This window comes from Dietzia sp. UCD-THP, from assembly GCF_000349585.1.
Taxonomy (GTDB): domain Bacteria; phylum Actinomycetota; class Actinomycetes; order Mycobacteriales; family Mycobacteriaceae; genus Dietzia; species Dietzia natronolimnaea_A.
The window spans coordinates 77,067-90,051 of the sequence record NZ_KB714651.1; the positions used below are offsets into that span (position 1 = coordinate 77,067).

The 12,985-nt window shown below is 71.2% G+C and carries 12 protein-coding genes and 1 riboswitch; of the genes, 10 read left to right on the plus strand and 2 right to left on the minus strand.

The window, feature by feature from the left end:
* The first annotated feature begins 31 nt into the window (after nt 1-31).
* The 3 genes from H483_RS31215 to H483_RS31225 are packed head-to-tail and all read left to right on the plus strand — an operon-like array spanning nt 32 to nt 2,824.
* Complete coding sequence (locus H483_RS31215) at nt 32-934, plus strand: glutaminyl-peptide cyclotransferase (RefSeq protein ID WP_017837251.1); 903 nt, start codon at nt 32-34, stop codon at nt 932-934.
* Nucleotides 927-2,318, plus strand: a complete 1,392-nt coding sequence (locus tag H483_RS31220; protein WP_017837252.1) for an MFS transporter — start codon at nt 927-929, stop codon at nt 2,316-2,318. The genes H483_RS31215 and H483_RS31220 overlap by 8 nt, the downstream gene beginning before the upstream one ends.
* The gene (locus tag H483_RS31225; protein WP_031264945.1) at nt 2,315-2,824 is read left to right on the plus strand and encodes a DUF2771 family protein; all 510 of its coding nucleotides are present in this window, start codon (nt 2,315-2,317) and stop codon (nt 2,822-2,824) included. The genes H483_RS31220 and H483_RS31225 overlap by 4 nt, the downstream gene beginning before the upstream one ends.
* Before the next feature lie 9 nt (nt 2,825-2,833).
* Here the strand turns inward: H483_RS31225 and H483_RS40455 are convergent, their stop codons facing one another.
* The gene (locus H483_RS40455) at nt 2,834-3,235 is read right to left on the minus strand and encodes a cold-shock protein (protein WP_031264946.1); all 402 of its coding nucleotides are present in this window, start codon (nt 3,233-3,235) and stop codon (nt 2,834-2,836) included.
* Nucleotides 3,236-3,356: 121 nt separating this feature from the next.
* Between H483_RS40455 and H483_RS31235 the strand changes: the two genes are divergently transcribed.
* Both H483_RS31235 and H483_RS31240 read left to right on the plus strand, forming a co-directional pair.
* The gene (locus tag H483_RS31235) at nt 3,357-3,638 is read left to right on the plus strand and encodes a hypothetical protein (RefSeq protein WP_017837255.1); all 282 of its coding nucleotides are present in this window, start codon (nt 3,357-3,359) and stop codon (nt 3,636-3,638) included.
* A 178-nt stretch (nt 3,639-3,816) separates the two neighbouring features.
* Nucleotides 3,817-3,973, plus strand: a riboswitch (cyclic di-AMP (ydaO/yuaA leader).
* A gap of 11 nt (nt 3,974-3,984) precedes the next feature.
* Nucleotides 3,985-4,605: a transglycosylase family protein gene (locus tag H483_RS31240; protein ID WP_017837256.1), complete on the plus strand. Its 621-nt coding sequence runs from the start codon at nt 3,985-3,987 to the stop codon at nt 4,603-4,605.
* A gap of 113 nt (nt 4,606-4,718) precedes the next feature.
* Here H483_RS31240 and H483_RS31245 read toward each other — a convergent pair whose 3' ends face one another.
* Nucleotides 4,719-4,916, minus strand: coding sequence for a hypothetical protein (locus H483_RS31245; protein ID WP_017837257.1), 198 nt, complete (start codon nt 4,914-4,916; stop codon nt 4,719-4,721).
* A 102-nt stretch (nt 4,917-5,018) separates the two neighbouring features.
* Between H483_RS31245 and H483_RS31250 the strand changes: the two genes are divergently transcribed.
* The 5 genes from H483_RS31250 (at nt 5,019) to nirD (ending at nt 12,963) form a co-directional block, all read left to right on the plus strand.
* The gene (locus H483_RS31250) at nt 5,019-7,385 is read left to right on the plus strand and encodes a helicase-associated domain-containing protein (RefSeq protein WP_017837258.1); all 2,367 of its coding nucleotides are present in this window, start codon (nt 5,019-5,021) and stop codon (nt 7,383-7,385) included.
* A gap of 64 nt (nt 7,386-7,449) precedes the next feature.
* On the plus strand, nt 7,450-9,117 hold the full coding sequence (locus H483_RS31255) for a DNA repair helicase XPB (protein WP_017837259.1): 1,668 nt from the start codon (nt 7,450-7,452) through the stop codon (nt 9,115-9,117).
* 59 nt (nt 9,118-9,176) lie between these two features.
* Nucleotides 9,177-9,863 (plus strand): DUF3239 domain-containing protein, encoded by a 687-nt coding sequence (locus tag H483_RS31260; RefSeq protein ID WP_017837260.1) that lies wholly within the window; start codon nt 9,177-9,179, stop codon nt 9,861-9,863.
* 159 nt (nt 9,864-10,022) lie between these two features.
* Nucleotides 10,023-12,548, plus strand: coding sequence for a nitrite reductase large subunit NirB (gene nirB, locus H483_RS31265; protein ID WP_017837261.1), 2,526 nt, complete (start codon nt 10,023-10,025; stop codon nt 12,546-12,548).
* Nucleotides 12,549-12,582: 34 nt separating this feature from the next.
* A complete protein-coding gene (gene nirD / locus H483_RS31270; RefSeq protein WP_017837262.1) occupies nt 12,583-12,963 on the plus strand; it encodes a nitrite reductase small subunit NirD in 381 nt (126 codons plus the stop codon).
* Nucleotides 12,964-12,985: the final 22 nt, after the last annotated feature.

Here is a 12,985-nt window from a genome sequence, read left to right on the forward strand (position 1 = left end):
GGTTCGGCCCGGAGTACGGCATTCTTGAGCCATGCGTAACGTCCTCGGCACCCTCGGCCCTCTCGCCGTCTCACTCTCCCTCGTCGGTGCCGTCGCGGCGTGCACCTCGACGGGTTCCGACTTCGCCGGGAGCGCCACGTCCCCCGGCGCCTCCCTCGCGTCGTCGAGCATGCCCACCGGCTCCGGTTCCGGGTCCGGCGACGCGGCCGGCGGACAGGTGCCGGTGGGCCCGGCCGAGCCCCGGCCCGTACGGGGTTCGGTCGAGGTCGTCCGGACCCTGCCGCACGATCCTGAGTTGTTCACCCAGGGTCTGCAGGTGGTGGGCGACGAGATCTACGAGTCGACGGGTGAGTTCACCCGCTCGCAGGTGCAGCGCCGCCCGCTCGCCGGCGGCCCGCCCACCGTCTCCGTGCGGATGGCGGACGACGAGTTCGGCGAGGGCCTGGCCGTCACCCCGGACACCCTCTGGACCCTGACCTGGACCAACGGGATCGCCCACAACCGGGACCCCCGGACCCTCGAGGTGCGCTCCGAGGTGCCGTACGTGGGCGAGGGCTGGGGCCTGTGTCACGACGGCGAACGGCTGATCATGAGCAACGGCTCCGACCAGCTGACCTTCCGCGACCCCGTCACCTTCGAGCCCACCGGCACGGTCTCGGTGACCTCGGGGGGCACACCCGTGGTCCGGATCAACGAACTCGAGTGCGCGGACGGCACCGTCCTCGCCAACGTCTGGATGACGGACGAGGTCATCCGCATCGACCCCGCCACCGGCGCGGTCACCGCCATCTACGACGCCTCGGCGCTCGAGCGACCCCGGCCGGCCAGCCGGGAGGCGGTTCTCAACGGGATCGCCGCGCTCCCCGGTTCGGAGAACGTGCTGCTCACAGGGAAGTTGTGGCCGACGATGTACGAGGTGCGCCTCATTGGCTGACCGCTCCCCCGGGCCGACCCGTCGAGCCGCGGCCACCGTCGGCCGGGGCGTCCGGCGGGTCTTCCACGCCGACGGGGCCGACAGATCGGGCCTGTCGCAGCTGAGTTACGTCACCGTCGCCAACTTCGCGTGCGACGCGATCCTCGCCGTCGCCCTGGCCAACACGTTGTTCTTCTCCGCCGCCACCGCCGAGTCGCGGAGCAACGTGGCCCTGTACCTCCTCGTCACGGTCGCCCCGTTCGCGCTGATCGCCCCAGTGATCGGACCGGCCCTCGACCGGCTGCGGAGCGGGCGGCGCCTCACGGTGTCGTTGACCTTCACCCTGCGGGCGGTGCTCGCGGTGATCCTCGCGCTCAACTTCGACTCCTGGCTGCTGTATCCCCTCGCGCTGGGGATGCTCGTGCTGTCCAAGACCTTCGGCGTGGTCAAGGCGTCGATCACCCCGCACGTCCTGCCGCCGGCGCTCGACCTGGTCCGGACGAACTCCCGGCTGACGGTGCTCGGCCACGTGGGCGGGTCGTTGATCGCAGGGGCCCTCGCCGGTGCCGTGTCGTGGGTGTGGGGCTCCGACGCGGCCCTGTGGCTGCTCGCCGCGGTGGCGCTGGTGACGGCGTACATCGCGATGACCATCCCCGCACACGCCGAGGCCTCGCTCGACGAGGAGTCGGCGACCCTGCGCGTGGACCGGGGCCGCCCGCTCGTCAGCGGGCTCAAGGCCGTTCTCACCCGGCCGCTGGGCCGTCAGGTCCTGGCCAACCTCTGGGCCGTGTCAATGGTCCGGTTCATGACCGGCTTCCTCACCCTGTTCCTCGCGTTCGTGGCCAAGGCCCAGGAGAACGCCACCGCGGTGGAACAGGCCGGGATGCTCGCGATCGCCGGTGCGGCGGGAGGACTCGGCACCTTCGTGGGGAATGCCGTGGGCGCCCGTCTCCCCCTGGGCCGACCGGGCAGGATCACCACGACGGCGGCGGGCGCCGCGTTGTCGGCGGCGGTGGTGGCGGCGGTCCTCGGCAACATCTGGGCCGCGACCCCACTCGCACTCGTCGCGGCGGTGAGCAGCGCGCTCGGCAAGGTGGCGCTCGACGCGTCGATCCAGACGGACATCCCGGATTCCGCGCGGTCGTCGGCGTTCGGCCGGTCCGAGACGGCTCTGCAGCTGGCGTGGGTCGCGGGCGGTGCGCTGGGGGTCCTCCTACCGCCTGATTTCACCGTGGGCTTCGGCGTGATCGCGATCGTGGGCTCCCTGTTGTTCGCGCAGTCCCTCCTGACCGGGCGCGGATCCACGCTCGTACCGGGGCTCGGCGGCAACCGACCCCGGTTCCCCGGAGCGCCACGTGACCCCCGTGCGTTCGGCGCACGCCTGCTCGGCAGAATGGAGGAGTGAGCTTCCGCAGCGTTGCCCCCGCCTCCGGCCCCCGCGTTCGTCCAGTCACGTGGGCGATCCTGGCATGGGTGATCATCATGATCGCCGCCATCGTGGGGGCGTGGCAGGGCTCGGCCTCTCGCCACGGGTCGGTGCCGTCTATCACCGTCGCGACCGACCGCGATCACGTCGAGGTTCCTCCGTTCGCGGCCACGGACCTCGACGGCACGAGCTACGCCAATCCGGTGGGCCGGTTCACCATCTCGGGTGAGCACACGCTCACGATCCGGCTCCCGGTCGAGCTTCGCCGCGCCACACTCGACGTCTACGAGGTCCGCGCGGACGGGTTCCGCGAATACACCGTCGAGCCCGACGGACCCGGCGAACTGCTCGTTCCTGTCTCCCTGCCCGACGAGGGACGAATCGAGGGGTTGGCGCTCCGGGCGGTCGCGCTCGTCTACGCCGCGGACGGCTCGGAGACGATCCTCAGCGGTGAGTGGTCGGTCGGGTTCGACTACGCGGACTGACCTTGCCGGTTATGCGTCCAGTTCCCGGGCGACCGCGCGGAGAACCGACGCCACGCGGCTCGACACCTTGTGGTCAGGACGGTGGCCCCGCCGCAACTCGGGCTGGACGGTCGACTCGAGCACCTTGATCATGTCCTCGACCATCCCGTGGAGCTCATCCGGGGAGTGCCGTGGGCCACCCCGGTGCGCTCGGTCCTGCGCGACGGTGGGCTCCTCGTGAACGACCACCCGGAGCGCCTGAGGGCCACGCCGACCGGAGACCATGTCGAACTCCACCCGCTGGCGGGGCCGGAGCGTGTCCACGCCGTCAGGAAGGGCGTCGGACCGGACGTAGACGTCCTCCCCGCCCTCATGGGACAGGAAGCCGAAACCCTTCTCCGCGTCGTACCACTTGACCCTGCCACTGGGCACCGCGAACCACCTCTCCACACGATCGCGCACAGGTGCGACCGACGATCACCACGACGCACCCGAGCCTACCCTCGCCGAGGTGGTGGTTCGGTGCCCCCACCGGGCCGGTAGCCTGCCCGGTGTGACCTCAGATGCCCGACCCCCGGCCGACGACCCCGACCCCTGGACCCCCCACGCGGTGGAGCCCGCCCCGGTCCGCCCCCGACGCCGCGGTCTGTTCGTCGCCGCCCTGGCCGTCTTCGCCGTCGGAGTGGTGTTCACGATCTTCGCCGCACTCACCCCGTTCGTCCTGGACCGGGACGCACCCACGTTCCTCTATGTCGGCGCGATGGTGTTCACCCCGGTCGGGTTCCTCATGGGTCTGCTGTACGCCATCCTCGGCTCGCGGCCCCCGAGGGCGTGACGGAACCCACACTTCCGCGAATCTCCAGGTAACGAGCGGATAACACTGATAGCCACCCTTCTGCGTGACCTGGTTTTATCTCAGAATGGTGACGATCCGGCATCAACCCGCTACTGTTCGAGTCAGACTCGTCAGCGAGTTGGCATCGGACGCACCACCGAACCCCGCCCTGCGGCCGATGCGACATTGACCGTTACCGGGCGGGGACGGGGGACCCGATCAGGGCCCTTCCCGGGCCGGCGACCACAGATCGCCTTGGGGTCAAGCCGCCATGTGCGGCCGGGCGCACTCGTCCGAACCCGACAGCTCACCCCGTAGGCACAGAGTGAAAAGGACTGACGCGTATATGACCTCGTACACCGGACGCCACCGCGCTGCCGCCCCCGCCTTCGCACCCAGGACGGCGGTGAAGGTCGTCCTCGCGGGCACCGCTTTCTCCGCCGCCGGGCTCGCCCTCGCCCCGGCCGCCAACGCGGCCCCGGACTCCGACTGGGATCGTCTCGCCCAGTGTGAGGCCGGCGGCAACTGGGCGATCAACACCGGCAACGGCTACCACGGCGGACTGCAGTTCTCGCCGAGCACCTGGGCGGCCTACGGCGGCACGCAGTACGCGCCGACCGCCAACCAGGCGACCCGCGAACAGCAGATCGCCATCGCCGAGAAGACCCTCGCGGGTCAGGGTTGGGGAGCGTGGCCCGCCTGCTCGGCCAAGCTGGGCCTGAACTCCGCGCCGACGCCGCGCGACCTGTCCAACCCGGCGCCCGCCCCGGCCCCGGCTGCGCCCGCCGCTCCCGTGGCGATCACCGCCGCCGATCACGTCGCGACCCTCACCGCGTTCGCCGAAGGCCGCGGTCTCGCGCTGCCGATCACCGATGGCTACCAGGCCAACAAGGACCTCATCGACGCCGCCTACGCCGACAACCAGGCCGCTGTGGACGACTTCTTCGCCACCTACCTGGCGAACTGATCCGGGTCGGACCGCCCACGAGAACGGCCCGCCACCCCCTCTCAAGGGGCTGGCGGGCCGTTCTGTCGTCTATGCCGACGCCGTCACGCCGACGTTCGACACCGGTGGGCGGGTCAGCGGGACGGCAGGGTCCTGTTGACCACCGTCTCCGGATGGACATAGTTCAGGCGCTCCTGCGGCAACGGGAAGATCTCCTGCCCGAAGGGGGACAACCCCCCCGCCACGAGCGCAGCCAGTTCGGTCACCGGGTGCTCGCCGAACGAGGCGTCGGGCCATCCCGGGTTGTCGTAGGTCAGTTTCTTGGCAGCCACGTGGACATCATCTCACCTCGAGCCCGATCCGTCAGCACCTGGGTCGTACACCACCGCCACCGGTTCCCGCAGACGGCCACATCTCACTAGGCTGGTGCGGATATGTCGACCTCCCGCACCACGACCCGGCACCCCGCCAGCGGGGAACCCGATTTCCCCACCTGGCTGGCCGGACTGACCGACGAGACACTGGTGCGGCTGTGCGAGAGACGTGCGGACGTGGCCACCCCTCCCCCGGCGTCGCTGAGCGTTCTCGCCTCCCGGCTGCGGTTGCCCGCGTCGACCGCCCGCGCGCTCGGCACCCTCACCTGGCCGCAACTGCTCGTGCTGTCCACGGCCGCCGCGCTCGGTGCCGACTCCGGCCCGGTGCCGATCGGTGCGCTCGCGGAGCGTCTCGGCGCTGACCACGACGCCGCGGCATTCCGCGCGGCCGTGGACACCCTCCGTGAGCTCGCGCTGCTGTGGGGCGACCCCGCCCACGCCCGGATCGTCCCCGTCACCGCCGCGGCGATCGACGCCGCGCCGGTGACGGCCCCTCGTCCCGGGGAGCCCGTCGGGACCCGGCTCGACGCCGCGTGGAACGGTCTGTCCGAACGGGCGCTGGGGGTCCTCACAGCGGTCGCCCGCGGCCGCACGCCCGCGGGTTCCCTCGGGCCCGCCGCGTCGGAGACGGTCCGGGCAGCGGCCGCGGAGCTGGTCTACGCCGGCCTGGCCTCGACCACCGGTACCGCCGACGGCGAGGTGGTCGTACCCCGCGCCCATGCCCTGGACCGGGCCAGACACGGAGCCCGCGCGAGCGGCTCGTCTCTCCTCGACCTGCCCTGGTCGGAGCCGGGGACAGGGAAACGGAATTCCGCGGGTACCGGGTCGACGGCCGGGACGTCGTCCGCCGACGGCATCGACGCATCCGGGGGCGTGGCCGCCCTCGACCTCCTCCACCGCTGCGATGCGCTCATCGCGACGCTGTCCCTCCACCCGGCCGCCACCCTCAAGGCCGGCGGGGTGGGTGTCCGGGAACTCCGCCGGATCGCCCGGGCCGCCCGGGTGGGCGAAGCAGAACTCCCCCTTCTGCTCGAGGTCCTCGCCGCCGCGGGCCTGATCGCCGTCGGCGACACCGATATCGGTGAGACCGGGTTCGACTCGGTGTGGGCACCGACCGAGGCCGCGGACGTGTGGTCGGCTCGCGACCGCGCGCGGCGCTGGGCGGACCTCGTCCTGGCCTGGTGGTCGATGCCGCGCGCGCCGTGGCGGGTCGGTTCCGAGGTCGAGGGCGGCGGCACGGTCCCCGCCCTCGGCGATCCGGTGGGCCCACCCGCGGCGGGCGAGCGCGACCGGGTTGTGCGCGCCCTGGCCGGGCTCGAGCCCGGGGCCGCACCGGGTGACGACCTGGTGCCGGAGGTGGTGCGCTGGTTCTCACCGATGTGGTTCTCGCGGGCCGGGTCACGGCCCTGCACGGAGATCATCGCGGAGGCGAGGCGGCTCGGGCTCGTGGTGGGGACGACCGCCACCCGCGCGGCCAGGCTCCTGGTCTCCGGTCCCCCCGCCGCCGCGGCCCCCTCGCTCGACGACCTCGAGCCCATCCTTACCGCGGCACTCCCCGAGCCCGTCTCGGAGGTGATCGTCCAGGCCGACCTCACCATCCTCGCCCCCGGGCCACTCGTACCGGATCTCGCGGCGGACTTCGACCTCCTCGCCGACGTCGAGTCCGCGGGGGCCGCCACCACCTACCGGGTGACCGAGACGTCTCTGCGTCGGGCGCTGGACTCGGGACGGACCGCCGCCGGGATCAGGGAACTGCTCGCACGGACCTCGGTCACCCCGGTCCCGCAGTCTCTGGACTACCTCATCGAGGACGTGGCGCGCAGGCACGGCCGGCTCCGGGCGGGCGCCGCGCTGTCGTTCCTGCGATGTGACGACCCGTCGCTGGTGGCGCAGGTCCTTGGCTCGCCCGTGGTGGAGAGGTGCGCATTGCGCTCGGTCGCCCCGACCGTCCTCATCTCCCAGGCCCGTCCGTTGGACCTCGTCGAGGCGCTCCGAGAGCACGGATTCGCCCCGGTCGTCGAGGACACGTCCGGGGCCGTCGTCGCCCTCACCCGTCCGGTGGCCCGCATCCGCGCCGCCTCCCCCGGTCGGGCTCCCCGCGTCCCGACGCGGGTGGCCACCCCCTCGGAGCTCCGTACGGCGATCGCGGCGATGCGCTCGGCCGACCGCGTGCGCGCGGCCCGTGGCCCCTCGGGGGGCGGGTACTCCGGTGAGGCCGCCATCGCCCGCCTGCACGAGGCCGCCGGGTCGGGCACCGCGGTGACGGTCTCGGTGGTCGACGCACAGGGGCGTTCGACCTCCCGGCTCGTCGTCCCGGTCTCCGTCGCAGGGGGACGGATCGAGGGGGTCGAGCCCGACTCCGCCGAGGCCGTGAGCCTGCCGTTGCACCGCGTGATCTCCGTCTCGGACGTCGACCCGACACGCTGAGCCGGATTCCGGGACACTGGAGGGTCGGGCCCGGTCGGGCCCGCGACAACCGAGGAGAACAGACGTGAGTGGTGGACCGCTGATCGTCCAGTCGGACAAAACCGTGCTGCTGGAGATCGACCACGACCGGGCGGGCGACGCCCGGCAGGCCCTGGCACCGTTCGCAGAACTCGAGCGCGCGCCCGAGCACGTGCACACCTACCGGATCACGCCGCTCGCGCTGTGGAACGCGCGGGCCGCCGGTCACGACGCCGAGCAGGTCGTCGACGTGCTGGTCACCTACTCCCGTTTCCCCGTCCCCCAGCCGCTGCTGGTCGACATCGCGGACACGATGGCCCGCTACGGCCGTCTCCAGCTGGTCAAGAGCCCGGTCCACGGCCTGACGTTGATCTCGCTGGACGCCGCCGTGCTCGCCGAGGTCAGACGGCACAAGAAGATCGCCCCGATGCTCGGCGCCGAGATCGACGCGGACACCGTGATCGTCCACCCCTCCGAGCGCGGCCGCCTCAAGCAGGAGCTGCTCAAGATCGGGTGGCCGGCCGAGGACCTGGCCGGGTACGTCGACGGAGAGGCGCACGAGATCGCCCTGTCCACCGAGTCCGAGCCCTGGGAGCTGCGTGACTACCAGCAGATGGCGGCGGACTCCTTCTGGGCCGGGGGGTCCGGCGTCGTCGTGCTGCCCTGCGGCGCCGGCAAGACCATGGTCGGTGCCGCGGCGATGGCCCGCGCCAAGGCCACGACGCTCATCCTCGTGACCAACACCGTCGCCGGCCGACAGTGGAAGCGCGAACTACTGGCCCGCACCACGCTCACGGAGGACGAGATCGGCGAGTACTCGGGCGAGCGTAAGGAGATCCGCCCGGTCACCATCGCCACCTACCAGGTCGTCACCCGCAAGACCAAGGGCGTGCACCGGGCGCTCGAACTGTTCGATTCCCGCGACTGGGGGCTGATGATCTATGACGAGGTGCACCTGCTCCCGGCACCGGTCTTCCGGATGACCGCGGACCTGCAGTCGCGTCGCCGACTCGGGCTCACCGCCACCCTGGTGCGCGAGGACGGACGGGAAGGGGACGTGTTCTCCCTCATCGGCCCCAAGCGATACGACGCCCCCTGGAAGGACATCGAGGCACAGGGGTGGATCGCGCCGGCCGACTGTGTGGAGGTGCGCGTGACGCTCACCGAGAACGAACGCATGATGTACGCCACCGCCGAGGCGGAGGACAAGTACAAATTGTGCTCGACCGCGCGGACCAAGACCTCGGTGGTCAAGAGCATCCTCGCCCGGCACTCGGGCGCGCCGACCCTGGTGATCGGCGCCTACCTCGACCAGTTGGAGCAGCTCGGGGGCGAACTCGACGCGCCGGTCATCCAGGGTTCCACGCCCACCAGGGAGCGGGAGGCACTGTTCGACGCCTTCCGCTCCGGGGAGATCTCCACCCTCGTGGTGTCCAAGGTCGCGAACTTCTCCATCGACCTGCCCGAGGCGAGCGTGGCGGTCCAGGTCTCCGGGACCTTCGGCTCCCGTCAGGAGGAGGCGCAGCGGCTCGGACGACTCCTCCGTCCCAAGCAGGACGGGGGGCAGGCCCACTTCTACTCGGTGGTCTCCCGGGACACCCTCGACGCCGAGTACGCGGCCCACCGCCAGCGCTTCCTCGCGGAACAGGGATACGCGTACCGGATCGTCGACGCCGACGACCTGCTCGGCCCGGACCTGCCCGAGGTCGGCTGAGGGCACCCGGAGCACCCTGGTCGCCGCGCCGGCCCCGCGACGCCTGGGATACTGGTCCCATGGCCTCAGACCGCACCTCCCGCACGCCGCACGAGCAGTACCGCCTCGCCGACTTCCCCGTCGACGAGGCCTGGGTCCGCAAGAACAACGAGAGCCTGGCCGAGGTGCGTCGCCTGCAGTGGTCGGCGGGCGTCCTCGGCGTGGTCGTCCTCGCCGCCGGGGCCGGGATGCTCCTGTACTCCGAGCTGGCCGCGTGGGGGTGGATCGTCGCCACCGTGGCCGGGGTATTCGCGATCGGGTGCCTGGCGATGATCTGGTACATCCCCCGCAAGATGGGGTCGATGGCGCACACCTACGCCACCTCGGAGCTGGTTCCGGCGATCGTCGCCGAGGTCCGGCCGCGCGGAGTGACGCTGCTGGCCCTGGTCGACCGCGCCGTCGACCGGTCCGCCGGCACGCTGCCCGCCCTGGCGGTCCGCAGTTGCGAGAAGATCCCGGGTCACGACGCCCGTGTGGGCGAGCGGGTCCCCTGCGTCGCGGTGGTGGGCAACCGCAGCGCCCGCGGGGCCGACAACCTGTATCAGTTCATCTCCCCCATGCCCGTCGCGTGGGCCACCCCGGACGCCGCCGTCCTCCGGCGACTGACGAGGGAGATCCCCGCGGGTGAGTGGGAGTCCCTGCGTCAGAAGCTCGATCGGGTCGACGAGGTGTCCCAGACCCCCACCAACCTCCTCCCGCTGGACTGAGCCGGTCTCCCCTGCGGGGCCCTCCTCCCGACACCCGCGGGTCCTCACCCGGTGCCGCGTGGCCTGTGAGCAAGTCGTCACGGCACCGTGATCCGCCGCCATTGAACGGCAACACGCGGTTTCTAGCCTGGTCGGCACAGGCTAGAAGGAGGTCCTCACATGACCGAGCACATCGTCGTCGTCGGGCACGGAATGGTCGCCCATCGGTTCGTCTCCACCCTCGCATCCCGGTGGGCCACCGCCGATCTCACCGTGACGGTGATCGGTGAGGAGTCGGACCCGGCGTACGACCGCGTCGGCCTGTCCTCCTATGTCGGTGCGTGGGACCGTGAGTCGCTGCACCTGGAGGACGCCCGGCACGTGACCGACCCCCGGGTGACCGTGCGATCAGGCCATCTGGTCACCGGAATCGACCGCGAGGCCCGGGAGGTCGAGTTGACCTCGGGTGAGCGGATCGCCTACGACACGCTGGTCCTCGCGACGGGGTCGCGGGCGTTCGTCCCGCCCGTACCCGGCCATGACCTGCCGGGGTGCCACGTCTACCGCACCCTCGATGATCTCGACGGGATCCGCGCGGCCGCCGAACGCGCCGGGCCCGGCTCCCACGGCGTGGTGATCGGCGGCGGTCTGCTCGGGCTCGAGGCCGCCAACGCGGTGAGCCTGCTCGGGCTCACGCCGCACGTGGTGGAGCGCAACGACCGGCTCATGCCGCTGCAGGTCGACGCCGGCGGCGGGCATGTCCTGGCCTCGCTGATCCGTGATCTCGGGATCGAGATCCACCTGGCGATCACCGGAACGGAGATCACCGAGACGGCCGACGGCGTGTCCGTCCGACTGACCGACGCCGAGGGCGTGACCACGGTCGTCGACGCGGCGTTCGTGGTGTTCTCGGCGGGCGTCCGCCCGAGGGACGAACTCGCGAGATTGTCCGGACTGGACACCGCCGAGAGGGGCGGCATCCTCACCGACCTCGGGTGCCGGACCTCCGACCCGAGCATCTACGCGATCGGCGAGTGCGCCGCCATCGACGGCACCTGCTACGGACTCGTCGGCCCCGGGTACACCTCCGCCGAGGTCGCCGCGTCCACGATCCTCAGCGGAGAGGGTGAGTTCACCGGGGCCGACCTGTCCACCAAGCTCAAGCTCCTCGGGGTGGACATGGCGAGTTTCGGCGACGCGCACGGCGTCACGCCCGGCTGCCTCGAGGTGGTGGTCAACGACCCCGTCGCGGGAACCTACTCCAAACTCGTCATGAGCGACGACGCCACGACCCTCCTGGGCGGTGTGTTCGTCGGGGATTCCGGGCCGTATTCGCTGCTCAAGCCACTCGTCGGCCGCGCCCTGCCCTCCGACGACCCGATCTCACTCATCTCACGGTCCACCGACGCCGGGTCCGGGGTCGGTGTGGAGGCGCTTCCCGACGAGGCGCAGATCTGCTCGTGCAACGCCGTGACCAAGGGCGATGTGCGCGAGGCGATCTGCGGCGGCGCCTGCGACGTGGCCGAGCTCAAGTCCTGCACCCGGGCCGGCACGTCGTGCGGATCGTGCATCCCCCTGCTCAAGCAGATCCTCGAGGCGGAGGGTGTCGAGCAGTCGACCGCGCTGTGCGAGCACTTCGAACAGTCCCGCTCCGAACTCTTCGAGATCGTCACGGTCACCGGCATCCGGACCTTCTCCGGTCTCATCGAGCGTTTCGGCCACGGGACCGGTTGTGACATCTGCAAGCCCACCGTCGCCTCGATCCTCGCCTCCACGAGTTCCGACCACGTCCTCGACGGCGAGCAGGCCGCCCTGCAGGACACCAACGACCACTTCCTCGCCAACATCCAGAAGAACGGCACGTACTCGGTGGTGCCCCGTATGCCGGGGGGTGAGGTGTCCGCGGAGCAGCTCATCGTGATCGGGGAGATCGCCCGCGACCACGACCTGTACGTCAAGGTCACCGGAGGTCAGCGCATCGACATGTTCGGTGCGCGCGTCGAGGAACTGCCGGTCATCTGGAAGAGGCTCGTCGACGCCGGGATGGAGTCGGGGCACGCGTACGGCAAGTCGTTGCGCACCGTCAAGAGCTGCGTCGGCACCTCGTGGTGCCGTTACGGACAACAGGATTCCGTCGGGATGGCGGTGACGATGGAGAACCGCTACCGCGGGCTGCGCGCCCCCCACAAGATCAAGATGGCGGTCTCGGGCTGTGCCCGAGAGTGCGCGGAGGCCCGCGGCAAGGATGTCGGCGTGATCGCCACGGAGACCGGCTGGAACCTCTACGTCGGCGGTAACGGGGGCGCGACGCCCCGGCACGCGCAGCTCCTCGTGGGGGACCTGACCGACGAGGAGCTGATCCGCTACATCGACCGAACGGTGATGTTCTACGTCCGGACGGCCGAGCGACTGCAGCGGATGGCGCCCTGGCTCGAGTCGATGGACGGAGGGATCGACCATCTCCGCGAGGTCGTGTGCAACGACTCGCTCGGCCTGGCGGCGGAGCTCGAGGGCCGTATGGAAGCGCATGTGGCGGGTTACGTGGACGAATGGTCCGCCGTCCTGGACGACCCGGACAAGCTCGCGCGCTTCGTGTCCTTCGTCAACGCCCCCGAGTCCCCGGACCCCACCGTCGAGTTCGAGGAGCAGGACGGCCGTAAGGTCCCCGTTCTCCTCGGCTCCCCCGCGATGCCCGCACGGGCCTGACCACCGAAGCCGCACACCCAGAAAGGACACCATCATGACCGCCACCCTCTCCCCGACCGAGATCGTGGTCTGCTCCCTCGATCGGCTCATCCCGGGTCGGGGCGTCGCCGCCCTGCTGCCGGACGGCCGACAGATCGCCGTCTACCTCCTGGATGACGGGAGCGTCCACGCCCTGTGCAACATCGACCCGATCGCCCGGGCCGCCGTGATGAGCCGCGGTCTCGTCGGCGACCGTGGGGGCGTCCCCGTGGCCATCTCCCCCATCGGCAAGCAGGCGTACGCCCTGGACGACGGACGGGGGATCGACGACGAGGCGTACGGACTGTCCGTCTTCCCGGCCAGGGTCGTCGACGGCACGGTTCTGGTCTCGACGCAGCCCGCGATCCGGCACCAGACGAGTCGGGCCGCCGCCTAGCTGTTCTGTCCACGCAGGTTAG

What these genes read in the sequence shown, in the direction of transcription:
- H483_RS31260 (WP_017837260.1), top strand. Translation starts at nt 9,177, where the DNA reads ATGGCCTCAGACCGCACCTCCCGCACGCCGCACGAGCAGTACCGCCTC.
- H483_RS31250 (WP_017837258.1), top strand. Translation starts at nt 5,019, where the DNA reads ATGTCGACCTCCCGCACCACGACCCGGCACCCCGCCAGCGGGGAACCC.
- nirB (WP_017837261.1), top strand. Translation starts at nt 10,023, where the DNA reads ATGACCGAGCACATCGTCGTCGTCGGGCACGGAATGGTCGCCCATCGG.
- H483_RS31215 (WP_017837251.1), top strand. Translation starts at nt 32, where the DNA reads ATGCGTAACGTCCTCGGCACCCTCGGCCCTCTCGCCGTCTCACTCTCC.
- H483_RS31240 (WP_017837256.1), top strand. Translation starts at nt 3,985, where the DNA reads ATGACCTCGTACACCGGACGCCACCGCGCTGCCGCCCCCGCCTTCGCA.
- nirD (WP_017837262.1), top strand. Translation starts at nt 12,583, where the DNA reads ATGACCGCCACCCTCTCCCCGACCGAGATCGTGGTCTGCTCCCTCGAT.